Source organism: Methylobacterium sp. Gmos1 (genome assembly GCF_053764715.1).
This window is the reverse complement of record NZ_JBSNCC010000010.1, coordinates 120732-145922: the sequence shown is the minus strand read 5'-3', so window position 1 is coordinate 145922 and position 25191 is coordinate 120732. Positions and strand designations below refer to the sequence as shown.

General features: G+C 71.7%; 20 protein-coding genes. 7 read left to right on the top strand and 13 right to left on the bottom strand.

Features of this window, described 5'->3' with window-relative positions; all coding sequences use genetic code 11:
- Positions 1-63: 63 nt before the first annotated feature.
- The 7 genes from ACS5PV_RS19715 to purU all read right to left on the bottom strand — a co-directional run bounded on the left by ACS5PV_RS19715 (position 64) and on the right by purU (position 7297).
- Positions 64-546 (bottom strand): hypothetical protein, encoded by a 483-nt coding sequence (locus ACS5PV_RS19715; protein WP_455397034.1) that lies wholly within the window; start codon positions 544-546, stop codon positions 64-66.
- A 79-nt stretch (positions 547-625) separates the two neighbouring features.
- Positions 626-2227 carry an ABC transporter ATP-binding protein gene (locus ACS5PV_RS19710; protein WP_455397033.1) on the bottom strand — a complete coding sequence of 534 codons (1602 nt, stop codon included), beginning with the start codon at positions 2225-2227 and terminating at the stop codon, positions 626-628.
- 11 nt (positions 2228-2238) lie between these two features.
- On the bottom strand, positions 2239-3366 hold the full coding sequence (locus ACS5PV_RS19705; protein ID WP_455397032.1) for an ABC transporter permease: 1128 nt from the start codon (positions 3364-3366) through the stop codon (positions 2239-2241).
- Positions 3363-4286: an ABC transporter permease gene (locus tag ACS5PV_RS19700; RefSeq protein WP_455397031.1), complete on the bottom strand. Its 924-nt coding sequence runs from the start codon at positions 4284-4286 to the stop codon at positions 3363-3365. Before ACS5PV_RS19700 ends, ACS5PV_RS19705 begins: the two co-directional genes overlap by 4 nt.
- Positions 4283-5881: a peptide ABC transporter substrate-binding protein gene (locus tag ACS5PV_RS19695; protein WP_455397030.1), complete on the bottom strand. Its 1599-nt coding sequence runs from the start codon at positions 5879-5881 to the stop codon at positions 4283-4285. The genes ACS5PV_RS19700 and ACS5PV_RS19695 overlap by 4 nt, the downstream gene beginning before the upstream one ends.
- An 8-nt stretch (positions 5882-5889) precedes the next feature.
- Positions 5890-6324, bottom strand: coding sequence for a GlcG/HbpS family heme-binding protein (locus tag ACS5PV_RS19690; protein WP_455397029.1), 435 nt, complete (start codon positions 6322-6324; stop codon positions 5890-5892).
- Positions 6325-6433: 109 nt separating this feature from the next.
- On the bottom strand, positions 6434-7297 hold the full coding sequence (purU, locus tag ACS5PV_RS19685) for a formyltetrahydrofolate deformylase (protein WP_455397028.1): 864 nt from the start codon (positions 7295-7297) through the stop codon (positions 6434-6436).
- A gap of 381 nt (positions 7298-7678) precedes the next feature.
- Between purU and ACS5PV_RS19680 the strand changes: the two genes are divergently transcribed.
- Positions 7679-8443, top strand: coding sequence for a metallophosphoesterase family protein (locus ACS5PV_RS19680; RefSeq protein WP_455397027.1), 765 nt, complete (start codon positions 7679-7681; stop codon positions 8441-8443).
- A gap of 6 nt (positions 8444-8449) precedes the next feature.
- On the opposite strand, the gene ACS5PV_RS19675 is transcribed toward ACS5PV_RS19680, so the two are convergent.
- The 3 genes from ACS5PV_RS19675 to ACS5PV_RS19665 are packed head-to-tail and all read right to left on the bottom strand — an operon-like array spanning position 8450 to position 13371.
- Entirely contained in the window at positions 8450-10318 is a 1869-nt protein-coding gene (locus ACS5PV_RS19675) for an ABC-F family ATP-binding cassette domain-containing protein (protein ID WP_455397026.1), read from the bottom strand.
- Positions 10319-10378: 60 nt separating this feature from the next.
- Positions 10379-11980 (bottom strand): FAD-dependent monooxygenase, encoded by a 1602-nt coding sequence (locus ACS5PV_RS19670; protein ID WP_455397025.1) that lies wholly within the window; start codon positions 11978-11980, stop codon positions 10379-10381.
- 29 nt (positions 11981-12009) lie between these two features.
- A complete protein-coding gene (locus tag ACS5PV_RS19665) occupies positions 12010-13371 on the bottom strand; it encodes an MFS transporter (protein ID WP_455397024.1) in 1362 nt (453 codons plus the stop codon).
- Positions 13372-13526: 155 nt separating this feature from the next.
- Here ACS5PV_RS19665 and ACS5PV_RS19660 point away from each other — a divergent pair, with 155 nt between their 5' ends.
- From ACS5PV_RS19660 to ACS5PV_RS19650, 3 genes are all read left to right on the top strand, one after another.
- Positions 13527-14024: a MarR family winged helix-turn-helix transcriptional regulator gene (locus tag ACS5PV_RS19660; protein ID WP_455397023.1), complete on the top strand. Its 498-nt coding sequence runs from the start codon at positions 13527-13529 to the stop codon at positions 14022-14024.
- 57 nt (positions 14025-14081) lie between these two features.
- Positions 14082-15413 carry a nucleotide sugar dehydrogenase gene (locus tag ACS5PV_RS19655; protein WP_455397022.1) on the top strand — a complete coding sequence of 444 codons (1332 nt, stop codon included), beginning with the start codon at positions 14082-14084 and terminating at the stop codon, positions 15411-15413.
- 128 nt (positions 15414-15541) lie between these two features.
- The gene (locus ACS5PV_RS19650; RefSeq protein ID WP_109972232.1) at positions 15542-16228 is read left to right on the top strand and encodes a Crp/Fnr family transcriptional regulator; all 687 of its coding nucleotides are present in this window, start codon (positions 15542-15544) and stop codon (positions 16226-16228) included.
- Positions 16229-16435: 207 nt separating this feature from the next.
- On the opposite strand, the gene ACS5PV_RS19645 is transcribed toward ACS5PV_RS19650, so the two are convergent.
- Positions 16436-17548, bottom strand: coding sequence for an alpha/beta hydrolase family protein (locus ACS5PV_RS19645; RefSeq protein ID WP_455397021.1), 1113 nt, complete (start codon positions 17546-17548; stop codon positions 16436-16438).
- A gap of 350 nt (positions 17549-17898) precedes the next feature.
- Here ACS5PV_RS19645 and ACS5PV_RS19640 point away from each other — a divergent pair, with 350 nt between their 5' ends.
- Positions 17899-18849 (top strand): NAD-dependent epimerase/dehydratase family protein, encoded by a 951-nt coding sequence (locus ACS5PV_RS19640; protein ID WP_455397020.1) that lies wholly within the window; start codon positions 17899-17901, stop codon positions 18847-18849.
- Here the strand turns inward: ACS5PV_RS19640 and ACS5PV_RS19635 are convergent.
- Complete coding sequence (locus ACS5PV_RS19635) at positions 18846-19478, bottom strand: TetR/AcrR family transcriptional regulator (RefSeq protein WP_455397019.1); 633 nt, start codon at positions 19476-19478, stop codon at positions 18846-18848. The two genes, ACS5PV_RS19640 and ACS5PV_RS19635, sit on opposite strands and share 4 nt — an antisense overlap.
- A 178-nt stretch (positions 19479-19656) precedes the next feature.
- Between ACS5PV_RS19635 and ACS5PV_RS19630 the strand changes: the two genes are divergently transcribed.
- Together ACS5PV_RS19630 and ACS5PV_RS19625 are read left to right on the top strand one after the other, a co-directional pair.
- Positions 19657-20898, top strand: coding sequence for an HlyD family secretion protein (locus ACS5PV_RS19630; protein WP_455397018.1), 1242 nt, complete (start codon positions 19657-19659; stop codon positions 20896-20898).
- Positions 20899-21183: 285 nt separating this feature from the next.
- On the top strand, positions 21184-22746 hold the full coding sequence (locus ACS5PV_RS19625) for a DHA2 family efflux MFS transporter permease subunit (RefSeq protein ID WP_455397017.1): 1563 nt from the start codon (positions 21184-21186) through the stop codon (positions 22744-22746).
- A gap of 660 nt (positions 22747-23406) precedes the next feature.
- On the opposite strand, the gene ACS5PV_RS19620 is transcribed toward ACS5PV_RS19625, so the two are convergent.
- On the bottom strand, positions 23407-25173 hold the full coding sequence (locus ACS5PV_RS19620; protein WP_455397016.1) for an ABC transporter ATP-binding protein: 1767 nt from the start codon (positions 25171-25173) through the stop codon (positions 23407-23409).
- Between the last annotated feature and the right edge of the window lie 18 nt (positions 25174-25191).

The following is a 25191-nucleotide window of genomic DNA, read 5'->3' as shown; positions in this document are numbered from 1 at the left end:
GGGAAACCCACGCCATTTCTTTTCCCCGGACGGCCCTGCGCAGAAGGGGGGGGAACCTGCGCCTTACTTCTTGCGTGGGGCCGTCGGCGGGGGCGGGGCCGGCGGCTCGTCGCCGCCCTCGTCGGCCTCGCCGCCGCCGATGGTGGTCTTGAGGGCGAAGGCGACAAGCGGGCTCGCGACGTCGACCACCTCGGCCTTGGTCAGGCCGTCCTTCGGGTCGAAGCTGCCGACGAGCATCACGGTGCGGTTCTCGTTCTTGGCGAGGTCGAGCCCGTCGCCCGTGACCGCCATCGGCTTGCCGGCGATCTCGTCGGCCTTGCGGTCGTTGGTGAACAGCACCGTGACCTTGCCGTCCTTGACGACGCCGACGTAGCAGGTCTCCTCCGGCGTGCGGCACGGAAACAGCATCGCGGCGACCGGATCGGGCTGGGGCGCCTCCTTCGGCGGCGGCGGCGCCTTCGCGGGCGGGGCCTTCGGGGCCGGCTGGGCGGCGGCCGGGACCGCGGCGGTGAGCGCGAGCAGCGTGAGGGCGAGCGCAGGGCGCATCTTTCTCGTTCTCCAGGAAATGCCCTATCGGAAGGCGCGAAGTGGCGCGGCGTTCCCGGGCTTCAAGGCGCGGGACGGCTCACGCCTGCGCGAGATCGGCCGCGGCGACGAGGTCCCGCGTGTAGGCCTCGCGCGGGCGCTCCAGCACGGCCGGGGTTGGACCGCGCTCGACCTCGCGGCCGTGGCGCAGGACCAGCACCGTGTCGGCGAGCGCGCGCACCACCGCGAGGTCGTGGGAGATGAACAGGTAGGCCAGCCTATGCGCCGCCTGGAGGTCGCGCAGCAAGGCGACGATGTCGCGCTGCACCGTGCGGTCGAGGGCCGAGGTCGGCTCGTCGAGGACGACGAGGCGCGGGCGCAAGGTCAGCGCCCGGGCGATGGCGATGCGCTGGCGCTGCCCGCCCGAGAAGGCGTGCGGAAAGCGGTGGCGCCAGGCGGGATCGAGCTGCACCTCCGCGAACGCCGCCGCCGCCCGGGCGTCGCGCTCGGCGGCGGTCAGGTGCGGCTCGTGGACCCGCAGTCCCTCCGTGACGATCTCGCCGGCGGTGAGGCGGGGCGAGAGCGAGCCCATCGGGTCCTGGAACACCGGCTGGAAGCCGCGGCGCAGGGGCCGCAGCTGCGCCCGCCCGAGCGCCGTCAGGTCGCGGTCCTCGAACCGCACCAGGCCGTGGGCGGCGGGTTCGAGGCGGATCAGCGCCCGGCCGAGGCTCGACTTGCCCGAGCCCGATTCGCCGACGACGCCGAGGGTCTGGCCGGCCCGCAGGGTCAGGTCGATGCCGGCGACCGCGAGCCGCGGTGGTGCGGCCCGCAGGAAGAGCCGCCTGCCCGGATAGGCGACCGACACGCCGCGGGCCTCCAGCACCACCGGCGCCGTCTCGGGCGCCGGCTCCTTGCGGCCGGCGGGCTCGGCGGAGAGGAGGTCGCGGGTCTCGGGCGCACGGGGGCTGCGAAACAGCGCCCCGGTCGGCCCGGCCTCGACGAGGCGGCCGGCGCGCAGGACCGCGGTGCGCTCGGCGATGCGGCGCACCAGCCGCAGGTCGTGGGTGATGAACAGGAGCGCCAGCCCCAGCCGCTGCTTCAGGTCGGCGAGCAGCGCCAGGATCTGCGCCTGGACCGTGACGTCGAGGGCCGTGGTCGGCTCGTCGGCGATGAGGAGGTCGGGCTCGCAGGCGAGCGCCATCGCGATCATCACCCGCTGGCGCTCGCCGCCGGAGAGCTCGTGCGGGTAGGCCTGGAGGCGGGACCCTGCGTCGCGCAGGCCGACGAGGCCGAGGAGGTCGCGCGCCCGCGCCGCGGCCTGGCGCCGGCTCATGGAACGATGGGCGCGCAGCGGCAGGGCGATCTGGTGGCCGATCGTGAAGAGCGGGTCGAGGGCGGTCATCGGTTCCTGAAACACCAGGCCGATGCGGGCGCCGCGGATCCGGTCGAGGGCGGGGCGGGGCAGCGCCGTCAGCTCGGTCCCGTCGAAGCGCACGCTCCCCGAGACCTGTCCTTGAGCCGGCAGCAGGCCCATCACGGCGAGCGCGACCTGGCTCTTGCCCGAGCCCGATTCGCCGACGAGGGCCAGGGTCTCGCCGCGGGCGAGGTCGAGGTCGAGGCGGTCGAGCGCCGTGACGCCGGCTTCCGGATAGCGGACGGTCAGGCCGCGCAGCGACAGGAGGCTCGTGCGTCCCGGGTTCATCCTCTCCGGGTTCATGCGGCGTCCCGCGGGTCGAGGGCGTCGCGCAGGCGCTCCCCCAGCAGCGTCAGGGCGACGAGGGTGACGACCAGGAAGCCCGCCGGCACCACCAGCATCCACGGCGCGGTCTCGAGGCTGCGGGCGCCGTCGGCGATCAGCACGCCCCAGCTCGTCGCCGGCTCCTGCACGCCGAGGCCGAGGAAGGAGAGGAAGCTCTCGAGCAGGATGACGCGCGGCACCATCAGCGCCGCGAAGGCGACGACCGGCCCGAGGAGGTTCGGCACCACGTGCCGGCGCAGGATCGCCGCCGTCGAGAGGCCGAGCGCCTCCGCCGCCCGGACGTAGTCGCGCCGGCGTATGGCCTGGGCCTCCGACCGGACGATGCGGGCCATGTCGAGCCACTCGACGGCACCGACCGCGACGAAGATCAGCGCCACCGAGCGGCCGAAGAACACCACCAGCATGATGACGAAGAACACGAAGGGCAGCGAGTACAGGATGTCGACGAGGCGCATCATCGCCGCGTCGGCCCGCCCGCCGAGCGTGCCGGCGAGTGCGCCGTAGCCGACGCCGATGCCGAGCGCCACCGCGGTCGCCATCAGGCCGAGCGCCAGGGACAGGCGCCCGGCGACGAGGGTGCGGGTGAGGAGGTCGCGCCCGAGCGCGTCGGTGCCGGCAAGGAAGCGAAGGCGGCGCAGCGGCGCCTCGACGGTGAGCCGCCGCCCGTCCTCCGAGCGCGAGAGGATGCGGGCCTCCCCGAAGGTGTCGGAGCGCGAGAAGAAGGTCAGCACCCGCGGGTCCACCGGCTTGTCGGAGGCGAGCGTCAGGCGGACCGCCTCGGGGGTTGCGGTCACGTCCTCGGCCCGCACCCGCATGCGGAAGGCGAGCCGGTCGAGGGCCGGGCGCACGGAATCCGGCTTCGGGTAGAGCGCGAGCGAGGGCGGGGTGCCGGGATAGTCATAGTAGAGCCGGTCGAACGGGTGGCCGGAGAGGAACGGGCCGACGATACAGGCGAGCGCGACGAGGAACAGCACGGCCGCGCTCGCCCGCGCCAGGCGATCGCCGACGAGCCGCCTTCGGGCGCGGGCGAGGAGCGAGGCCTCGGCGAAGGCGAGGGAGTGGCTTGCCGCGGACTGGCTCACCCGAAATCCCTCAGCCGCGGGTCGATGAGGGCGCAGGCGAGATCGGACAGGAGGTTGAGCACGAGGACGAACACCGCGATCAGCACCACCGTGCCGAGCACCAGCGTGTAGTCGCGGTTGATCGCCCCGTCGACGAAGTAGCGCCCGACGCCGGGCAGGCCGAACACCGTCTCGACCACCACCGAGCCGGTGAGCAGGCCCGCGGCGGCCGGCCCGAGATAGGACACCACCGGCAGGGCCGCGCCGCGCAGGGCGTGCAGCGCCAGGATTCGCGGCGGCAGCCCTAAACCTCGCAGGGTGCGCCAGTGCGGCCGGTCGAACACCTCGACGAGGCCGGCCCGGGCGAGGCGGGCCACCACCGCGACCTGCGGCAGCGCCAGGGTGACGACCGGCAGGACGAGGTTTTTCGGGTTACCGTCGTCCCAGCCGCCAACGGGAAGCCAGCGCAAGCTCAGCCCGAAGGCGATCTGGAGGAGAGGCGCCACGACGAAACCCGGGACGGTCAGCGCGAAGGTGCCGAGCGTCGTGACCGCGTGATCGAGCCACGAGCCTCGCCTGAGTGCCGCGAGGCCGCCCAGCAGCGTGCCGAGGACGAGCGAGGCGACGAGGGCGAGGCTGCCCAGAGTCATCGAGATCGGCAGGCCGCGGGCGAACAGCTCGGCCACCGAGAGGTCGCGCACCGAGAACGAGGGCCCGAGATCGCCCCGCGCGAGCGCCGCGAGATAGCGCCCGTACTGGACCAGCAGCGGCTGGTCGAGGCCGTAGACCCGGCGCAGGTTCTCCATCGCGGCGGCCGGCAGCGGCCGCTCAAGGTCGAACGGGCCGCCGGGCGCCAGCCGCACCAGGAAGAACGACAGGGTGACGACGAGGAACAGCGTCGGCACGGCCTGGGCGAGGCGGCGCAGGACGTAAGCGATCATGCCAGCGACAGCCAGCGGGTCGGCGAGACGCCGCGCAGGTTCGGAACGAAGCCGCGCAGGCGCGGCCCGATCAGGTGCTTGTGCCGGTAATGCAGCAGCGGGATCCAGGGCAGGTCGGCGAGGAAGAGCTCTTCCGTACGGTACAGGATCCGGGCCCGGGCTTCGAGGTCGGTCTGGCGGGCGGCCTCGCGCATCAGCGCGTCGTAAGCCGGGTTGGCGTAGCGGCCGGAATTGAAGCCGTTGTTGTCGCTTTCGACCAGGAACAGGAAGTTCTGCGGGTCGGCGTAGTCGGCAAGCCAGCTCATCCGGGCGATGTCGAACGGGCCGCCGTCGCGCAAGTAAGCGAAATGGGTTTTGGCGTCGGTGGCGGCAAACGAGGTCGCGACGTTGAGCGGGCGCCACATGTCGGCGATCGCCACCATGGTGTTGCGGTTGTTGTCGGTGATGTTGTAGCGCAGCTCGACCGCGAGCGGCTTGGCGCCCGGGCCGTAGCCGGCCTCGCGTAGGAGCGCCACCGCCGCGTCCTCGCGCTCCAGCGGCGACAGGTCCCGGCCCGGCATGACGGGCGGCGGCAGCGCGTTGTCGAGCCCGGCCGGGGTCAGCGAATAGGCCGGCAGCATCGTGTCGCCCCACACCGCCTCGGCCAGGAACTCGCGGTCGAGGGAGAGCGACAGGGCACGGCGCACCCGCGCGTCGTCGAGGGGGCGCTTCCTCACGTTCACCATCAGCGCCAGCACGCCGAGGGCGGGGTTGAGCACCACCGCATCGCCGAAGCGGGATTTCAGCGACTTCACCTGGTCGGCGGGCAGGTCCTCGAGCGAATCGATCTCGCCGGCGGCGAAGCGGCGCACCGCGGCGGCGAGGTCCGGGGTCGGGATGTACTCGACCTGCGGGATCGCGACCTTGGCGGCCTCGCGGTAATGCGGGTTGCGGATCGCGGTGATGCGATCGTTCGGCGAGAAGTCCTTCAGGAGGTAGGCGCCGTTCGACACCAGGTTGCCGGGCCGGGTGAAGGCCTCGCCGAAGCGGGCGAGCGAGGGCCGGTGCACCGGCATGCTCGCCTGGTGGGTCATCAGCTCGACGAAGTAGGGCGTCGGCTGCGCGAGCCCGATCACCACCGTGCCGGGATCGGGCGCGGAGACGCCGACCGCCTCAACCGGCATCGCCCCGCGATTGACCGCTTCGGCGTTGCGGATCGGCGCCAGCACGCTGGCGTACTTCGCCCCTGTCGCCGGGTCGAGCATGCGGCGAAAGCCGTGGACGAAGTCGTCGGCGACGACCGGATCGCCGTTCGACCAGCGCCCGTCGGGGCGCAGGTGGAAGGTCCAGGTCAGGCCGTCGGCGGAGGTGGTCCAGCTCGCGGCGGCTCCCGGCACCAGGGAGCCGTCCGGGCCGTAGGTGCTCAGGCCCTCGTAGAGGTCGAGGAGGATCGTCGCCTCGGCGACCGTCGAGGTCTTGTGCGGGTCGAGGGTCTCGGGATCGGCGCCGTTGCCCCGCCGGTAGGAGGCGGGGCCGGCGGCTTGAGGAGTGGCGGCTTGGGCCGGGCGCGCCAGGCTCGCGGCGCCGAGACCCGCGAGGAGATCGCGGCGCCGCATCATCCGGCTCAGGCGCCGGTCTCGGCCTGGAGGCCGGCGGCCGCGATGCCGGCGAGCGCCGCCTTCTCGTCATTGTCCGAGGTGTCGCCCGAGATGCCGACGGCGCCGAGAAGCTTGCCGTCGCGCTTCACCAGGACGCCGCCCGGGACCGGGATCAGGCCGGCCGGGCCCGCCACATGGGTGACGGCGGCGACGAAATAGGCCTGCTCCTCGGCCCGCTTGGCGATGGCGCGCGAGCCGATGCCGAGCGCGAGCGCCCCGTTGGCCTTGCCGGCGGCGATCTCGGCCCGCTTCAGGCTGGTGCCGTCCTCGACGCCCGCCGCCTTGAGGGCGCCGCGGGCGTCGAGCACCACGACGGCCAGGGGCTTCAGCCCGAGCTCGCGGCCGGCCTTGAGGGCGGCTCTCACGATGGTCGAGGCGGCATCGAGGGTGAGGTCGGACATCGTCAAGCTCCGGGTCGTCGCGCGGGCGGGTCCCCGCCCAGGTGGAACCGGCTTACCCGGCGGGACGGACGGCGCCAAGGCGTTCGGCCGAGGACGCCGGCCGTCGCCCTCAATCGGTGAACACCACCGTCTTGCGGCCGTTGGCGATCACCCGGTCCTCCAGGACGTAGCGGACGGCGCGGGCGAGCACCCGGCGCTCGATGTCGCGGCCCTTACGCACGAGGTCCTCGGGGGTGTCGCGGTGCGAGATGCGCTCGACGTCCTGCTCGATGATCGGCCCCTCGTCGAGGTCGCCGGTGACGAGGTGCGAGGTCGCGCCGATCAGCTTCACGCCGCGCTCGTGCGCCTGGTGGTAGGGCTTGGCGCCCTTGAAGCCGGGCAGGAACGAGTGGTGGATGTTGATGCAGCGGCCCGAGAGCTTCCGGGCGAGATCGTCCGACAGGATCTGCATGTAGCGCGCGAGCACGACGAGCTCGGCCCCAGTCTCCTCGACGAGGCGCCACAGGGCTGCCTCCTGCTGCGGCTTGGTGTCGGGGGTGATCGGCAGGTGGTGGAACGGGACGCCGGCGAGGTCGGCGGCGCCGTAGATCTCGCGCGGGTAGTTCGAAACGACCGCGCAGACCTCCATCGGCAATTCGCCGATGCGCCAGCGGTAGAGCAGGTCGTTGAGGCAGTGGTCGAAGCGCGAGACGAGCAGCATCACGCGCCGCCGCTCGGCCCGGTCGCGCAGGGTCCAGTCCATGCCGAAGCGCTGCGCAACCGCCTCGAAGCCCGCCGCCAGCGCGTCCCGCCCCGGCTCGCCCTGCACCGGGTTGAACACGATGCGCATGAAGAAGCGGCCGGTCTCGACGTCGTCGAATTGCTGCGCGTCGAGGATGTTGCAGCCGGCCTCGAACAGGTAGGCCGAGACGCCGGCCACGATCCCCGGGACGTTGGTGCAGGAGAGGGAGAGGACGTAGGAGGGGGTGGTCATGGGTGCTCGGGCCGGAAACGAGGATCGGCCCACGCCCTAGGCGATCGTCTCCGGCGCGTGAAGCCCCCGGACCGTCGTGCCTCGCGAGACGCGACCCGATCTGCCGTCATCCCGGGCTGGCGAAACCGGGGGGCTTGCCGGCCCGGATGTCCAGGAAGGCGGCGCCTTCGCGACGCGGGACCAGCGCCTCCGCCCCTGCCACATCGCCGGCCGTGATGCGGGATGCGCTTTCGAAGCGGGAGCGGTGAAGATCGGAAACTCGCCGACGATCGATCTTCGTGCATTCCCCAAAGGCTCGGCAATCTCCGAGTGGCGGAGCAGTCCGAAACCGTGATAATTTTCTTCCTCGGATGACCGGAGGCGACCGTGAGAATTGGGGTCTTGGCCGACGCGCATGGAAATCTCGCGGCCCTGGACGCCGTCATGGCCGACTTGCGGAACGCCGCACTCGACATGATCGTCAACCTGGGCGACCTCGTCTCGGGTCCGTTCGACCCGGCCGGCAGTGCCGAGGCGGAGATGCGAGCCGGTTACCTGACGATCGCCGGGAATCATGAGCGCCAGATCCTGGACGGTGGCGAGGGAGCTTTCGACGTCCTGGCGAGGTCGCTTCTGTCGCACCAGCATCTGGATTGGATCCGCAGCCTGCCGACGACCGTGACATTGGCGGCAGGCGAGGTTTTCGCCTGCCACGGTAGTCCGGCTGGAGGCGATCTGGAGTACCTTCTCGAAGACGTCAGCTCCGGGCAGCCCGTGCTGGAATCGGAGGCTGCGATCCTGCCGCGGCTGCGAGGGATCGGCGACGCCCGCCTCGTGCTGTGCGGCCACACGCACACGCCGCGCATGGTCAGCGTCGGAGACGTCCTGATCGTCAATCCGGGCAGCGTGGGAATGCCCTGCTACCGGGATCGCGGTGCCGTTCCCCACGTCGTGGAGGCGGGCAGCTCGTCGGCCCGCTACGCGATCGTCGAGCGCCGGGAATCCGGATGGTCGGCCGAACTCCGCAGCATACCGTACGATTACGAACGGGCGGCGCGGCAAGCGGAAGCGTTCGGATTTCCAAGCTTCGCCTTTTCCGCGCGAACGGGTCGAGTTCCGTCTCCGCGAATCAGCACGGCGGTCCGTGACGAAGAGGCGGGATTATGACGTCCGTCACCCCTCCGCCTCCAGCTCCCCGCTGACCATCAGCCACTCCTCCTCGGCGGTCCCCAGGGCCGAGGCGGCCTCGGCCCGCATCCGGGCGAGGTCGCCGGCCTTGGCGGCGTCGGTGCGGAAGGCGGTGCCGTCGGCGAGCGCGGCGTCGATCTTGGCGATGGCGGCCGAGAGCTTCGCCATCCGCGCCTCCACCGCCTCGAGCTTGCGGCGCAAGGGCGCGAGCGCCGCCCGGCGCTCGGCGTTGGAGCGGCGCTCCACCGCCTTGGCGCCGCCGGCGGATTCCGGCGTCTTCGCGGTCTCCGTCTCAGGGCCCGCGAGCACCAGGCGGCGGTAATCGTCCATGTCGCCGTCGAAGGGCTTCACGGTGCCGTTGCGCACGAGCCAGAGCCGGTCGGCGCAGGCCTCGACCAGGAAGCGGTCGTGGCTCACCAGGATCACCGCGCCCTCGTAGTCGTTGATCGCCTCGACGAGGGCCTGGCGGCTCTCGATGTCGAGGTGGTTGGTCGGCTCGTCGAGGATGAGGAGATGCGGGCCGTTGAAGGCGGCGAGCCCCATGAGCAGCCGTGCCTTCTCGCCGCCCGACAGCTGCGAGACCGGGGTGTCGGCCTTGTGGCCGGGGAATCCGAGGCGGGCGGCGGCGGCTCGGGCCTTCGCCTCCGGCACGTCCGGCATCAGGTCGCGGACATGGGCGTAGGCGCTCTCGGCCGGGCGCAACTCGTCGAGCTGGTGCTGGGCGAAGTAGGCGACGTTCATCTTGCCCCAGCGCCGCACCTCGCCCGACAGCGGGTCGAGCCGCCCGCCGATGAGCTTGCAGAAGGTCGACTTGCCGTTGCCGTTGGCACCCAGCAGCGCCACCCGGTCGTCGGGGGCGAGGGTGAGGTTGAGGCCCGTCAGCACCGTGCGGTCGGGGTAGCCCGCCTGGACCCGCTCCATCGCGACGAGGGGCGGGGAGAGGGCGCGCTCCGGGCTCGGCAGGTGGATCACCGGCACGTCGTCCTCGATGAGCGCCGCGATCGGCTCCATCTTGGCGAGCCGCTTCATCCGCGATTGGGCCTGGCGCGCCTTGGTCGCCTTGGCCTTGAAGCGGTCGACGAAGCTCTGGAGGTGGGCGCGCTCGGCCTCCTGCTTGACGCGGGCCTTCGCCAGGAGCGTGCGCTTCTCGGCGAGCTGGCGGGCGAACGAGGTGTAGCCGCCGCGATAGAGCGTGAGCTTGCCGCGATCGAGGTGGAGGATGTGGTCGACCGAGGTGTCGAGGAGGTCGCGGTCGTGGCTGATGATCAGCGCGGTGCGGGGGTAGCGCTCGAGGTAGTCGTAGAGCCAGAGCGTGCCCTCGATGTCGAGGTAGTTGGTCGGCTCGTCGAGGAGCAGCAGGTCCGGCTCGGAGAACAGCACCGCGGCGAGCGCCACGCGCATGCGCCAGCCGCCGGAGAAGTCGGAGCACGGCCGCGCTTGCGCCTCGGCGTCGAAGCCGAGGCCGTGCAGGATCGCGGCGGCGCGGGCGGGCGCCGAGTGGGCGTCGATGTCGACGAGCCGCGTCTCGATCTCGGCCCGGCGCAGGCCGTCGGCGGTCTCGGCCTCCGCCATCAGCCGGGTGCGCTCGGTATCGGCGGCGAGCACCACCGCGTGCAGGGTCTCGGGGCCGGCCGGCGCCTCTTGCGCGACGCCGCCGATCCGGGTGCCCTTCGGCAGGCCGATCGTGCCGCCCTCCGTGGGGATCTCGCCCTGGATGATGCGGAACAGGGTGGTCTTGCCGGCGCCGTTGCGGCCGACGATCCCGACCCGCGTCCGCTCGGGCAGCGCGAAGCTGGCTTGGTCGAGGATCAGGCGGTCGCCGATCCGGTAGGTGAGGTAGTTCACGCGGAGCATGGCGGCGTTGTGGGGGCGGCGCGCAACGGAGGCAAGGGGCGGCGCGTCGCGCCGCCGGCTTCAGGCGCTGCCGCCGACCGACCGCGCCAGGATCTCCGCCGGATCGCCGCTCTCCCCGACCCCCGCGAAGGCCACGAACTGGTCGGGCCGCACCAGGACCAAGTCCGCCTCGTAGCGCGCGAGATCGTCCGAGCCCGGATCCTCGACCACGCCGAGCTGCACGCCGAGATCGGCGGCGGCCCGCGCGAAGGCGCCGGCCCGCCGCCGGCCCTCGCCGATCGCCAGGAGGGTGAAGCCGGGCCCGAGCGCGTCGTAGGTGCTGCGCCCGTCGGACAGCGTCAGGGGCGTGAGGTGACGGCCGGCCCGGGCGGCAAAGGCGTGCGTGCCGACGGCGCTCGGGGCGGCACCGGGCTCGGCCGGCACGATCGGCGAGCCGGCATAGTGCGGCGCGTAAGCGCCGACCTCGGATTTCGCGCCGCTGCCGCGGGCGCTCCAGGCAGTGGCGAAAGCCTCCGGGTCGCGGGCGGGATCGTGGGTCTCCAGGAACTCGCGGTCGTCGCGGATCGCCCGCTCGATGAAGTCGTGCGCCGTCGAGGCGAAGACCGGCCGGCGCTCGGCGGTGTAGGAATCGAGGAGGGCCGGACCGGCCCAGCCTTTCAGCGCCGCGGCGAGCTTCCAGGCGAGGTTGGCGGCGTCCTCGAAGCCGGTATTGATGCCGTAGCCGCCATAGGGCGGGTGGCTGTGGGCGGCGTCGCCCGCGATGAACAGGCGCCCGGCGCGGTAGCTGTCGGCGGTGGCAAAGCGCAGGTCCCAGAAGCCGACATGCTCGATCGCGACGTCGAACTCGGCGCCGACCGCCTCGTGCAGCAGGGCGGAAAAATCGTAGTTGTCGCGGGTGGTGCCGGGCGGGACGGGGGCGTGGAAGAACCAGGTCGTGCCGAGGTCGACCCGGCCGAAGAAGCGCCAGTAGCCCTTCAGCTCCGGGTGCAGCACGTTGTAGAACGACTTACCGGGGAAACGCTCGAGCAGCCTGTGCAGTTCGTGCGAGCGGAAGACCAGCAGCACCATCAGGCGGTCGTGGTCCTGCCGGGTCTGGGTGATCCCGGCCGCCTCGCGCACCACCGAGCGGCTGCCGTCGCAGCCGACGGCGTAGGCCCCGCGCAGCTCCCGCCGCCCCGAGCCGTCGCGGGACGCGATGCCGACCCGCACGCCCGTCTCGTCCTGCGTCACCCCCTCGGCCGACCAGCCGTACAGGGCCTTGATCTCGGGCAGCGCCGCCGCACGCCGGCGCAGCACCGCCTCGGTCGCGTATTGCGGCAGGCGCTCGTTGTCGGTGAAGTAGTAGGGCCGCACCAGCTCGCGCTGGAGCCAGTCGTAGGTGTGGCCACTCAAAAGCGTGCCGTAGGCGGTGAGCCCGCCGATGCCGTAGCCGCGCGGCACCGTCCGGGCGGCGCGGAGTTCCGGCTCGCAGCCCCAGAAATGGAAGTGCTCCATCGTGCGCTGGGTCAGGTTCTGGCCGCGGGGAATCGGCTGCGGCTCCGGGTAGCGCTCGACCAGGATCGAGCGGATGCCGCGCTGGGCGAGGTCGATGGCGAGCCCGGTCCCGACGGGACCGCCGCCCACGATGACGACGTCGGTGGAGGAGTTGGAAGCCTCGGGCATGGCGATCTCGTGCGGGGTCTGACGAAGGATTACCGGCCGGTCGCGGCGGCGGGACGGGGGGACGGCGCGGGGCGGCCGCGGGAGAGGGCGAGCGAGGCCAGCGCCGCGCAGAGCGCCGGGACGGCCGCGACCAGGAACAGGTCGCCGGTCGCCCAGTGCAGGGCGAGCAGCGCGCCGCCGACGAGCGGGCCGACGATCGACCCGACCCGGCCGATACCGAGCGCCCAGCCGATGCCGGTCGCCCGGATCGCCGTCGGGTAGGCCGCGGCGGCGAGCGCGTTCGAGGCGATCTGGCCGCCGACGATGCAGAAGCCGGCGGAAAAGATCGCGAGCGCGGCCGGCACCACCGCGTGGGCCGAGGCGCCGATCGCCGCGACCGCGCCGGCCGCCACCAGGTAGGTCAGCGCCAGCGCGCCGAAGGAGAACCGGTCGATCAGGCGCCCGAGGGTGATCGTCCCGGCGACGCCCCCGACCTGGAGCAGCGAGCCGACGACCGCCGCGACCGGGACCGAGGCGCCCAGGTCGTTCAGCACCGTCGGCAGCCAGTTCGACAGGAAGTAGAGGTCGAGCAGGCTCATGAAGAACACGACCCAGAGCAGCACCGTCGTGCGCGCCCGGCCGTCGGAGAACAGGTGCGCGACCGGCAGGCCGTGCAGCGCCGGCTCGTGCACGGTGAAGCGGGTCTCGGGCGCGAGCCCCGCCTCCGGGAAGGTCCGCCGCAGGATCGCGGCGGCCCGCGCGTCGGCGCGACCGGAGGCGGCGAGGAAGCGGACCGATTCGGGCAGCGACCGGACGAGGACCGGCACCAGCATCAGCGGCACCGCCCCGCCGATCACGAACACCGCCCGCCAGCCGAACACCGGCATCACCGCCGCGGCGATCAGGCCGCCGAGCGCCGCGCCGATCGAGAAGCCGCAGAACATCGTCATCACCATGGTGGCCCGGCGCCGGTGCGGGCTGAACTCCGAGGTCAGCGCGATGGCGTTCGGCATCGCGCCGCCCAAGCCCAGTCCGGTGAGGAAGCGCAGGGCCAGCAGGGTGGTCAGGTCCGGGGCGAAGGCGGTGGCGAGCGTGCCGAGCCCGAAGGCGGCGGTGCTGGCGACCACGATGCGCTTCCGCCCGATCCGGTCGGCGAGCGGCCCGAAAACGAGCGCGCCGAGCATCAGCCCGACGAGCCCGGCGCTGAAGACCGGCCCGAGCGCGCCGCGGGAGACCGACCAGGCCCGGACCAGCTCGGGCGCGACGTAGCCGATCGCCTGGGTGTCGAACCCGTCGGTGAACAGGACCGCGGCGCAGAGGAGGAGGAGCCGGATCTGGGCGCGGCCGACCGGCTGCCCGTCGATGAACGCCGTCACATCGATCGGGCGCGGGGCGCCCTTGAGCTGGTCCATGGTTTCCTCCGGGTCTTTTTTGAGCTCGGGCTCGACCTTGCGGGCTCGGCACCGGCCGCTCATAATAATCAGACGTCTGACGATTTGTCGACGGGGTGGTTGTCCGGCCCAGGCGCCCGGCCTATCAGGCGGGGCGCTCCCACTCCCTGGATCCGATGGCCGGCGACCCCCTGGACGACCTCTACGAGCGGCCCGGCTTCATGATCCGGCGCGCCCACCAGATCGCCGTGTCGGTGTTCCTGGCGGAGACCGACGAGCTGGGGATCACCACGACCCAGTACGGCATCCTGGTCGTGCTGCGGCATCGCCCGGGCATCGACCAGATCACGGTGGCGCGGCTTCTCGGCCTCGACCGCTCGACCACCGGCATGGTCGTCAAGACCCTGGAGGAGGGCGGCCTCGTGGCCCGCGTCGTCGATCCCGCCGACAAGCGCCGCCGCAGCCTCGAGCTGACGACGGACGGCAGCGACCTCCTCGACCGGCTCGCCGGGCCGGCCGAGCGGGCGGTGGCGCGGCTTCTGAGCCCCCTCGACGAGGCGGAGCGCCCGGTCTTCCTGGCGCTGCTGCGCAAGCTGACGGGCGCCTTCGACGCGACCTCGCGGGTGCCGCTGGCCAAGGAGCGGCCCGCCGAAGCATCCACCGATCCGATTTGACAGCCGCCCGCAGCCACGCTCAAGGGACCCGCTACGAGAGCGCGGGAGCGGCGGGACATGAACGCGAACGAGGCGCGGACGCGGACGCTCCTTCACGAGCGCCGGGCGCTGATCGGCATCGTCGGCCTCGGCTATGTCGGGCTGCCCCTGGCGCTCGCCGCACTCCGGGCCGGCTTCTCCGTGCTCGGCTTCGACGTCGATCCGGGTCGCGTCGCGGCGCTGAACCGGGGCGAGGGGGCGTTCCACCACATCCCGGGCGATGCTCTGGCTCCGGCGCTCGCGGCCGGCACCTTCGCGGCGACCGGCGACATGGCGCGGCTGAACGAGCCCGACGCCGTGCTGATCTGCGTGCCGACGCCGCTCACCCGCCACCGCGAGCCCGACCTGTCCTACGTCGAGGCCACCGCCCGGGCCATCGCTGCCGCCTTGCGGCCGGGCCAGCTCGTGGTGCTCGAATCGACCACCTATCCGGGCACCACCGCCGAGGTGATGCGGCCGATCCTGGAGGCCCGCGGCCTGCACTCGGGCACCGACTTCTTCCTCGCCTACTCGCCCGAGCGCGAGGACCCGGGCAACGGCGAGTTCGACACCGCCCGCATCCCCAAGGTGGTGGGGGCGGACGACGACGCGGCGCGGGGCCTGGCGGAGGCGCTCTACGGCGCGCTGGTGGTGCGCACGGTGCCGGTCTCCTCGGCCGCCGCCGCGGAGGCGGTGAAGCTCACGGAGAACATCTTCCGCTCGGTCAACATCGCCCTCGTGAACGAACTGAAGCTCGTCTACGACGCGATGGGCATCGACGTCTGGGAGGTGATCCAGGCGGCGGCCACCAAGCCCTTCGGCTTCATGCCATTCCAGCCCGGGCCGGGTCTGGGCGGCCACTGCATCCCGATCGATCCGTTCTACCTCGCCTGGAAGGCGCGGGAATTCGACGTGCCGGCCCGCTTCGTGGAACTGGCCGGCGAGGTCAACACGCGGATGCCCTACCACGTGGTCGAGCGCCTGGCGGCGGCGGTCGACCGCACCGGCCGCGCCTTCTCGGGCGCCAGGGTGCTGGTGCTGGGGCTCGCCTACAAGCGCAACGTCGAGGATACCCGCGAGAGCCCGGCGCTGAAGCTGATCCGGCTGATCGAGGCCCGCGGTGCGCAAGCGCTCTACCACGACCCCCTGGTGCCGGTCCTGCCGGCGACCCGCGAGCACCCGGAACTCGCCGGGCGCCGGTCGCAAGCCCTGACGCCCGAGACCCTGCGCGGGGTCGACGCGGTGCTGGTCGCCACCGACCACGACGGCGTCGACTACGCCCTGGTGGCGCGGGAAGCCCGGCTTATCGTCGACACCCGCAACGTCATGGCGCGACATGGACTAACAGGTGCGACGATCGTGAAGGCGTAAAACCCGAAAAAATCGCGGGGCGGCCGGCACATGGCCCTGGAGGAGGCGGCCCGCGCCCTGGCGAGCGCGGCCGCGCCGGGCTAAGAAGCCTGCGGGCAGCACCGCATGCGCGGGGTCGAGGGCAGCAGATGGGTCGGCTCGCAGGGTTTCCGTTCTTCAAGGACGCGGGCATCGACCTGATCTCGTATGAATCGCGCTGCATCTGGCGCCGGTTCGACGCCAACGAGATCCTGGTCGATTTCGACGACGCCTCGACCGACGTGTATCTCCTCGCCTCCGGCGAGGTGCGGATCCTCAACCGGACGCAGTCGGGCAAGGAGGTGATCCTGGGCGAGATGCGGGCCGGCGAGTTCTTCGGAGAACTCGCCGCCATCGACGGGGTCAGCCGCTCGGCCAACGTCACGGCGCTCACCCGCGGCGAGCTCTGCGTGGTGCCGGCCGCGGTCTTCCGCGAGATCGTGTTCGCCGCGCCCCCGATCGCCGACAAGCTGCTGCGGCTCCTCGCCAAGCGGGTGCGAATGCTCAACGCCCGCCTGATGGAGCACGCCGTCCTCGACCTGCGCCACCGCCTCTACGCCGAGTTGCTGCGCCTCTCCGCGCCCCGGCCCGGCACCGACGGCGAGCGCGCGGTCAGCCCGCCGCCCTACCACCACGTGCTCGCCGCCCGCATCGGCTGCCGCCGCGAGCAGGTGACGCGGGAATTCACCGTGATGGCCCAGGAAGGCCTCGTCGACCGCACCCGCGGCGCCCTGATCCTGCGCCGCCCGGACATCCTGGAGGCCCGGGTGGCGGAGGCGTTGCGGGAGGACGCCTAGCGGCGTCCTGCTGGATCCGCGCGGACGCCGCATCTCCTCGCGCCGCACGTCGACTTTTTCAAAGGGTCGGCTCCCGTCGTGCGACCGGCCGGTCGTAGCCGATACCTCAGAGGCTCGGCCCGCCGACCATCGCGGGGGCAAGGTTGGGTTATCGTACGGGCGTCGTCGCCGGGGTCCATACCGCGGTGCGATGCGCGTCACAGCCCGTCACCGGGACGAGGTCCCCCCGACGCGGTCGAGGTAGCGCCCGACGGGCTCCCGCCACAGCTCCCAATACCAGTTGACCGCGTGGCCGACCCGGTTCGGCACGTCGAAGGCCAGGAACTCGCCGGTGCCGCCGGCGGCGCGGAACGCCTCGAAGTTTCGCCGGCTGTGCGCGACGGAGTAGTAGGGGTCGTGATGGCCGTAGAGCCAGAGGGTCGAGCCCGGGAAGGCGCCGCCGCGACGGAACAGGCTCGCATTGACCTCGGCGGCACTGCCGCAGCCCTCGCCGAGCCAGCCGCCGACGAAATTCACCACGCCGCGCACGAGGTTCGGATGCCGCCCCGCGAACGCGACCGACAGGACGCCGCCGCGCGATTGGCCGGCGACCACGATCGGTCCCGCGGCGACGTCGTCCCGCCGTCGCAACGCCGCCACCGCGGCCTCGACGTCGTCGAGGGCTCGCTCCGCCCCCGCGAGGGCGACCGGCGCGTCGCAGGTGTAGCCCCGGCTCCGGTCGGGATCGAAGCCCTCGTCGTAGAGGCCGTCCGATCGGCCGCGCCCGCGCCGTTGCGGAAACGCGACCATCCATCCCCGACGCACGAGCTCGTCGGCGACGGGAAACGACCAGTAGGTCCGGGTGAAGGCGGCGGGATCGCGCCCGAGGCCGGTCGAGCCGTGGTTGAAGACGAGGAGCGGGAACGGGCCCGGCCCGGACGGGCGGAACAGCGCCACTTCGAGCCGTGTCGTGGCGCCGTTCTCCAGCGGGCCGTCGACGAAGACCGTCTGCGGCTCCGACCAGTCGAGGGAGGCCGCGTCAGCCTTCAGGTCGGCCAGGGAGGCCCGGCGCATGCGGGCGTAGTCCCGCACGGCCTCCCGATGGTAGGTCGCCCGCAGAGTGTCACCGTCGAGGATGTAGGTCGCGGGGGTCGCGCCCTCGAGCGTCAGAGTGCTGCCGGAGATGGTCGCCCTCCGGCGCTGCCACTGGCTCTCGATGCGATAATCCGGGGCGGCGGCGAGGGCGTAGACGACCTCGGCGCCCCTGCCGTCCGGATCAACGCGCTCGACGACGAGCACGTGGGGAATGAGGCCGCTCCACGTGCCGATCCAGGCCCCCACGAACGACCTGGCCGGTTGCGGAACGGACGCGGACGCTTCTGTGACCGAGACGTCGTCGGGAAGCGGCACGCCGCGGACGCGGCCGGCGCGTGCGCCCTGTCCTGCCATGCACAGTCCCAATACGGCGATGACCACGGCCAGGCGCCCGAACATGAGATCGCGGCTCCGGGGCGCAATCGTGGCCGCTGTTTCCCAACACGGAGGAGCGGCGGCATTGCATCGTAGACTTGCAGACGCGGAATCCTGACGCAAGGGACTTGTGGTACATGGCAGGGTGCGATCGTGTCTCCGGTTGGTATCCGTCGTTCCGGTGGCGACCGGCAACGCTGCGTCGATCGAAAGGAAGTGGCATGCGGCTGCTGGTGCTCGGCGGCACGCAATTTCTCGGGCGGGCGATCGCCGCGCATGCGGTCGGGCTCGGCCACGCGGTGACCTGCGCGGCACGCGGCCTCTCGGGCGCGGCCCCGCCCGGCGCCCGCTTCGTCGCGGTCGACCGCGACCGGCCGGACGGGCTGGCAGGGCTCGGGCAGGAGCGGTTCGATGCGGCCGTGGTCGTGGCGCGCCGTCCCGATCAGGTCCGGCGAGCGCTGGCGGCGCTCGACGCCCGGGTCGGGCACTGGACCTTCGTGTCGACGACGAGCGTCTATGCCGACACCGCGACGCGGGGGCAGCGGGCCGACACGGCGCCGGTCGTCGCGCCGGCGGAGGACGGCCACTACGGCGCCGCCAAGGTCGCCTGCGAGCGAGCCTTTCGCGATGCCCTGATCTGCCGCGCCGGGCTGATCGTCGGCCCGGGCGATCCGACCGGGCGGTTCGCGTACTGGATCGCACGGCTCGCTCGCGGCGGCGAGGTGCTGGCGCCGGCCGACGCGGCGGACCCGGTGCAACTCATCGACGTGCGCGACCTCGCAGGCTGGATCGTGCGGGCGATGGGCGACGGCCTCTCGGGGACGTTCGACGCGGTGGCGCCCCCTTGCACCCGCCGGGCCTTCCTCGAATGCTGCGCCGCCGCCCTAGGGGCATCGTACCGAGCCACCTGGGCCGATCCAGGCTTCCTCGACCGCCACGGCGTGGCGCGCGAATCCGGCCCGTTCTCCCTGCCGCTCCCGCTGCCGGACACGATCGGCGACGCCTCCCGCGACGTTTCGCCGGCGCTCGCGGCGGGGCTGACGGTGCGTCCGCTGGAGGAGACGGCCCGCGACACCCTGCGCTGGCTCAACACCGAAGGCGGCCCGGTCACCGGTCTGACTGCGGTCGAGGAGGCGGCGCTCCTCTCCGCCTGGCGCGTGGAGCGGGGCTAGCGCCCCTCCGGCCCGTAGGCGGCCAGGAACACCCGCACGGCCTCCGCGATCCAGTAGGTCGTCTCGGCTTCGGTCGGCGGGTCGCCGACGGAGAACAGCAGCCGGCGCATCGTGGTGGCGGCGCACAGGTCGAAGAAGTGGCGGGCGGCGAGGTCGGTATCCATCGCGCGCAATCGGCCGGTGGCGACCTGGGCGTCGAGATAGGCGCGCAGGCGCGCCCGGCCGAGCAGCGGCCCCGCTTCGTAGAAGGCCCGTCCGAAGCGCGGGAATTTCTCCGCCGCGCCGATCACCATCCGCACCGAGGCGATGTGGTCGGGCCGCACCATCGCCTCCATCAGGCTGGTGCCGAGGCGGCGAAGGACGGCAGCGACGTCGGGGTCGTCGTGGTCGAGGCGGCAGATGTTCTCGGCGAGCGTCCGCTTCTCCTCGATCGTCAGCGCCTCGAACAGGGCCTCCTTGCTCTCGAAATAGACGTAGAGCGTGCCCTTCGAGACGCCCGCCGCCTTGGCGATCGCCCCCATGCTCGCTCCGTCGAAGCCGCTGGCGAGAAACACCTCGCGGGCCCCGTCCAGGATCTGGCGGCGCTTGTCGGTGTCGGCGGAGGCGGGGCTGAGGGGGGCGTCACTCATGATCGGGGCCGTGGGAGAGGGGGTGAGCCATTGTGGGTACGGGGCCGGCGCGGTTCAACCGGCGTGCCGCAGCGCACACAGGATCGATTGACCGAACGGTTCGGTCAACGTAGTATCGCGGCCATTCGAGAGCCGTCAACCGATTCGCCCGGGTGATGGCGGCGACGGGTGGACCACGATGGCGTTCCGAGACGATTACGCGCAGGGCCGGCCCGCCGGCGAGGCGGCCGCGAAAGCCGCGCCCCAGGCGACCGCGCCGGCCATCCAGCCGCCGGCCGCCGCTCCCACCGCCAAGCGCAAGCGCCCCTTGCGCCGGTTGATCCTCGCCGCGCTCGTCCTTGGCGGTGGGACCTACGGCGCCTATGCCGGCCACGAGTGGTGGACGACCGGCCGCTTCTTCGTCTCGACCGACGACGCCTACGTCCAGGCCGACATCTCGACGCTCGCCGCCAAGGTGTCGGGCTATCTCGAGGCGGTGCCGGTGGTGAACGGCCAGGCGGTGAAGGCCGGCGACGTCATCGCGCGGATCGAGGACGGCGATTACCGCCTGGCTCTCAAGGCGGCCGAGGACAAGCTGGCGACGCAAGGCAGCGTCATCGCCCGCATCGCCCGCCAGGCCGAGGCCGCCCGCGCCCAGGTGCTCCAGGGCCAGGCCCAGATCGACGCCGCCAAGGCCGACCAGATCCGCGCCGCCGCCGATTACCAGCGCCAGCAGCAGCTCGCTCAATCCGAGTTCGCCGCCAAGTCGCGGCTGGAGCAGTCGCGCGCCGACCGCGACCGCTCGGACGCTACCGTCAAGGGCGCCGAAGCCAACCTGATCGCGCTTCAGGCCAACGTCGCGGTGCTGGAGGCGCAGACCAAGGAGGCCGAGAACCTGGCCGCCGAACTGCGCACCGCCGTCGACCGGGCGAAGCGTGACCTGTCGTTCACGGTCTTGCGAGCGCCCTTCGACGGGGTGATCGGCAACAAGGCGACGGAGGCGGGGGCCTACGTGGCGCCGGGCTCGCGCATCGCCGCCCTGGTGCCGCTCCAGAGCGCCCGGGTCGACGCCAACTTCAAGGAGACCCAGCTCGGCCGGGTCCGGGTCGGCCAGCCGGTCCACATCCGGGTCGATGCCTGGCCCGATCGCTACATCCTCGGCACCGTCGAGAGCCTGTCGCCGGCCTCCGGCTCCGTGTTCAGCCTGCTGCCGCCGGACAACGCCACCGGCAACTTCACCAAGATCGTCCAGCGCCTCCCCGTCCGGGTGCGGGTGCCGGAGGCGGTCGCCCGCGAGGGATTGCTGCGGCCGGGCCTCTCGGTGGTGGTGCGGGTCGACACCCGCGGCCTCGACGAATCGCAGCCGCCGGCGCCGATCGAGCCGCACCAGGCGGTGTCGGAGGGCGGGCCGGTCCCGTCCGTGCGCACGGCGGGGCGCTAGCTCGAGATAGGGATCGTCGAGCGCGGGATCCCCTCTCCAGGCGATGCCGGGCTTGCCCGGTATCGCTGCAAGGTGTGGGAGAGAGGTAGGGGTGAGGGTGGAGACGGTGCCGCAAGAAGGCTGAACCTTTCCGCTGCCAGCACCACGGTCTGAGCTTCAATCAGAACCGTAGCACCCTCACCCCCGACCCCTCTCCCACACGGGAGAGGGGAGGTGCGCCATAGCATCATCGGGATGAGTAAAGATGACTCGTCTACATCGAGACTCCAGGTAGGCATCCAAGACATGGCCGCGACCCCCGCGCCCGCCGACGCACCGATCGACCGACGCCGGATGGTGGCGTTCATCTGCATGGTGTTCGGGATGTTCATGGCGATCCTGGACATCCAGATCGTCTCGGCCTCGCTCGCCGAGATCCAGGCCGGCCTCTCGGCCTCGGCCGACGAGATCCCCTGGGTGCAGACGAGCTACCTCATCGCCGAGGTGATCTCGATCCCGCTGTCCGGCACCCTGTCGCGGGTGCTCTCGACGCGCTGGATGTTCGTGATCTCGGCTGGCGGCTTCACCCTGATGAGCCTGATGTGCGCCACCTCCTCGACGATCGGCGAGATGATCGTCTGGCGCGCCGCGCAAGGCTTCATCGGCGGCGGCATGATCCCGACGGTGTTCGCCTCGGCCTTCACGATCTTCCCGGCATCCAAGCGCAGCATCGTCTCGCCGATGATCGGCCTCGTGGCAACGCTCGCCCCTACCATCGGCCCGACCGTCGGCGGCTACCTCACCGACCTGTTCAACTGGCACTGGCTGTTTCTCGTCAACATCGTGCCGGGCATCTTCGTCACCGTCTCGACCTACCTGCTGGTCGATTTCGACAAGCCGAACCTCGACCTGCTCAAGCGCTTCGACTGGACCGGCCTCGGCCTGATGGCGGCGTTCCTCGGCTGCCTCGAATACGTGCTGGAGGAGGGCCCGACCCACGACTGGTTCCAGGAGGAGGCGATCTTCGCTGCCGCGATCGTGTGCGGCGTCGCCTGCATCGGGTTCTTCTGGCGCGCGCTCACCGCCGAGCAGCCGATCGTCGACCTGCGCGCCTTCTCCGACCGCAACTTCGCCGGCGGTTGCCTGTTCAGCTTCGTCATGGGCATCGGCCTCTACGGCCTGACCTACCTCTACCCGGTCTATCTCGGCCGGGTGCGCGGATACTCGGCGCTCCAGATCGGCGAGACGATGTTCGTCTCGGGGCTCTGCATGTTCGCCACCGCGCCGATCGCCGGGCGCCTCTCGGCCAAGGTCGATCCGCGGATCATGATGGCGATCGGGTTCTCAGGGTTCGCCGCCGGCACCTGGATCGTCACCGGCATCACCAAGGACTGGGATTTCTACGAGCTCTTGCTGCCGCAGGTCCTGCGCGGCTGCTCGCTGATGCTGTGCATGATCCCGATCAACAACATCGCGCTCGGCACCCTGCCGCCGGCCCGGATGAAGAACGCGTCGGGCCTCTACAACCTCACCCGCAACCTCGGCGGCGCGGTGGGGCTGGCGCTCATCAACACCGCGCTCAACGACCGCTGGGACCTGCATCTGGCGCGCCTGCACGAGCGCTTCACCTGGACCAACCCGATGGTGCTGGAGCGTCTCGACAGCATGGCCAAGGGCTTTGCGGGACTTGCCGGCAACCCGGACGCCATGGCGCTGAAGGCGATGATGAACACCGTGCGGATGCAGGGGCTGCTGATGAGCTTCTCCGACGTGTTCCTGATGCTGACGGTGCTGTTCGTGCTGATGGCCTGCGCCACGCCGATGATCCGCCGGCCGCGCCCGGGCGGGGCAGGAGCGGACGCGCATTGACGCCGCCGCAAGTCGCTGGGTGCGAGCCTGTCCCGCCGTGCTGGCCGGGCTCGGCGTAGTCCGGCACCGCGAGGGCGCAGCCCCTAACGCAGCCTCGTGGATGATTCAGGACCGCGCGGAGAGCATCCCGTCTCGTTCTGCGCCACCTGAGCGTCTGACGATGAGGACGGCCTCCGACCGGTAGCGAACCGTCCTGGCTTTTCGGCAGGCGGGATTTGCCTTGGATCAGGCGGCCAGGGCTGGTCGCCGGCCTTCGCGGGTGCGCGTGGTTCGGCCGCCGCGACAGCGAGATCGCCGATTGGTGCGAGCAGGCGACGGTAATTGTATCAATCGATCCACTCTGGCGTCCTCGGCCAGCGCACAGGAACTGTTCGGTCCACACGATGGATCGACCCTGGCTCGAGCTCCCCGTGTTGAACGAGCCGTTGATCGTCTCCGCCGGAGCCTTGTCGTAGCTGCCGCCCGATCGGCACCAATGCGCGCTCCGGCACGACGCCCGCTGTCGCATACGGCCGATCCCTCGCATCAAAAAAAACCCGGTGGCGGCGCGGCGGCACACCCGCGACGAGAAACGCCGGCTCGCGGATGCGAGCCGGCGCGAAGCCCTCATGGGGGACTCTAGATGGGACAGGCCGTCAGTCGGGCAGGGCTTGCGACCCCCTACGCCGCCTCGCGCGACAGCTTGATCGTCTCGCGCTGGATCAGGTCGCGATAGAACCCGTCGAGATGCACCAGCCGGTCCGGGGAGCCGTCCTGGATCACCTGGCCGCCGTCGAGCACCACGATCCGGTCGAAGTCCTTGAGGGTCGAGAGCCGGTGCGCGATGGCGATGGTGGTCCGGCCCTTCATCAGGTTGCCGAGCGCCTCGCGGATCGCCTCCTCAGACTCGGTGTCGAGCGCCGAGGTCGCCTCGTCGAGGAGCAGGATCGGCGAGTTCTTCAGGATGGCGCGGGCCACCGCGATGCGCTGGCGCTGGCCGCCCGAGAGCTTCACCCCGCGGTCGCCCACGATGGTGTCGAAGCCGCCCGGCAGGTCGTTGATGAAGTCGGTGCAGCGGGCGGCGGCGGCCGCTTCCCACACCTCCTCGTCGGTGGCCTCGGGGCGGCCGTAGCGGATGTTCTCGCGCAACGAGCGGTGGAACAGCGAGATGTCCTGCGGCACCACGGTGATCGCCTCGCGCAAGGACTCCTGCGTGACCCGGCCGATATCCTGGCCGTCGATCAGGATGCGGCCGTTCTGCGGGTCGTAGAAGCGCTGGAGCAGGGTGAACAGGGTCGACTTGCCGCCGCCCGAGCGGCCGACGAGGCCGACGCGCTCGCCCGGCTTGATGTCGAGGTTGAAGTCGCCGAACACCTCGCGGCCGTCGGGATAGTTGAACTTGACCTTCTCGAAGGTGATGCGGGCGCCCTCGCCGACGAGAGGCTTGGCTTCCGGATGGTCGCGCAGGTCGTGCGGCTGCAGCAGCGTGCGCAGGGCCTCCGACAGGCGGGCGGTGTGCTGGGTGACGTCGACGAGCGCCACGGCGAGGTCGCGGGTCGCCGCCAGGATGGTGATGCCGAGGGTGCAGACCAGCACGACCTGGCCGGCGGTGGCGGCGCCCGCCTGCCACATCTTGATCGCCCAGAACAGCAGGCCGAGCACCGCCACGACGGTGATGAGGGCGTGCATGATCCGCAGGCGCTCGAGGTAGAGGAGCGAGCGGCTGCGCGCCTTCATCTCGGTGCCGATGGTCTGATCGAAGCGGGCGAATTCGCGCTTGTAGGCCGAGAAGGCGCGCACGAGCGGCATGTTGCTCACGAGGTCGACCATCTCGCCGTCGACGGAGGCGGCCTTCTCGGCGAAGTCGTGGTGCAGCGGCTTGCCGGCGGCGGCGATGCGGAACATCAGCACCACCACGCCGCCGCAGATCACCAGCAGGCCGAGCGCCATCGGGACGCTGACGCTGCCGACGTACAGGATCGCGCCGAACGCCGCCGCGCAGGGCGGCATCACGTTCCACACGAACATGTTCTCGGCGGTGAAGATCGCGTTCGAGGTCGCGGTGATGCGGCTCGCCAGGGTGCCCGGCTGCCGGTCGGCGAAGTAGGACGGCGAGTGCCCGGTGAGGTGCTGGAACAGGTCGCGACGGACGTCGCCGGTGACCTTCACGAAGGTGAAGCTGGCGATCAGGCTCGCCACGCGCCACAGCATGTTGTCGGCGGCGATGAAGCAAATCAGGACCGTCAGCGCCGGCCAGATCAGGGTGTTGTTCTCGGGGCCCTTGCCGAGGGCGTCGACGACGCCCTTCAGGCCGTACTGGGTGCTGACCGAACAGGCCACGGCACCGAGCACCGCGACCAGGATTGCCGCGTGGGGCACGATGCGGCGGCGCAGGTAGCGGGCCACGAAGGCCCAGGGCCGGTTGGCGTACGCGCAGAGGTCATCCATCGTGGCGATCGATCCCGG

Excerpts from the sequence above, each read along its gene's own strand:
- ACS5PV_RS19715 (WP_455397034.1), bottom strand. The coding sequence starts at position 546 with ATGCGCCCTGCGCTCGCCCTCACGCTGCTCGCGCTCACCGCCGCGGTC.
- ACS5PV_RS19710 (WP_455397033.1), bottom strand. The coding sequence starts at position 2,227 with ATGAACCCGGGACGCACGAGCCTCCTGTCGCTGCGCGGCCTGACCGTC.
- ACS5PV_RS19700 (WP_455397031.1), bottom strand. The coding sequence starts at position 4,286 with ATGATCGCTTACGTCCTGCGCCGCCTCGCCCAGGCCGTGCCGACGCTG.
- ACS5PV_RS19695 (WP_455397030.1), bottom strand. The coding sequence starts at position 5,881 with ATGCGGCGCCGCGATCTCCTCGCGGGTCTCGGCGCCGCGAGCCTGGCG.
- ACS5PV_RS19690 (WP_455397029.1), bottom strand. The coding sequence starts at position 6,324 with ATGTCCGACCTCACCCTCGATGCCGCCTCGACCATCGTGAGAGCCGCC.
- purU (WP_455397028.1), bottom strand. The coding sequence starts at position 7,297 with ATGACCACCCCCTCCTACGTCCTCTCCCTCTCCTGCACCAACGTCCCG.
- ACS5PV_RS19675 (WP_455397026.1), bottom strand. The coding sequence starts at position 10,318 with ATGCTCCGCGTGAACTACCTCACCTACCGGATCGGCGACCGCCTGATC.
- ACS5PV_RS19670 (WP_455397025.1), bottom strand. The coding sequence starts at position 11,980 with ATGCCCGAGGCTTCCAACTCCTCCACCGACGTCGTCATCGTGGGCGGC.
- ACS5PV_RS19665 (WP_455397024.1), bottom strand. The coding sequence starts at position 13,371 with ATGGACCAGCTCAAGGGCGCCCCGCGCCCGATCGATGTGACGGCGTTC.
- ACS5PV_RS19660 (WP_455397023.1), top strand. The coding sequence starts at position 13,527 with ATGGCCGGCGACCCCCTGGACGACCTCTACGAGCGGCCCGGCTTCATG.
- ACS5PV_RS19655 (WP_455397022.1), top strand. The coding sequence starts at position 14,082 with ATGAACGCGAACGAGGCGCGGACGCGGACGCTCCTTCACGAGCGCCGG.
- ACS5PV_RS19650 (WP_109972232.1), top strand. The coding sequence starts at position 15,542 with ATGGGTCGGCTCGCAGGGTTTCCGTTCTTCAAGGACGCGGGCATCGAC.
- ACS5PV_RS19640 (WP_455397020.1), top strand. The coding sequence starts at position 17,899 with ATGCGGCTGCTGGTGCTCGGCGGCACGCAATTTCTCGGGCGGGCGATC.
- ACS5PV_RS19635 (WP_455397019.1), bottom strand. The coding sequence starts at position 19,478 with ATGAGTGACGCCCCCCTCAGCCCCGCCTCCGCCGACACCGACAAGCGC.
- ACS5PV_RS19630 (WP_455397018.1), top strand. The coding sequence starts at position 19,657 with ATGGCGTTCCGAGACGATTACGCGCAGGGCCGGCCCGCCGGCGAGGCG.
- ACS5PV_RS19625 (WP_455397017.1), top strand. The coding sequence starts at position 21,184 with ATGGCCGCGACCCCCGCGCCCGCCGACGCACCGATCGACCGACGCCGG.
- ACS5PV_RS19620 (WP_455397016.1), bottom strand. The coding sequence starts at position 25,173 with ATGGATGACCTCTGCGCGTACGCCAACCGGCCCTGGGCCTTCGTGGCC.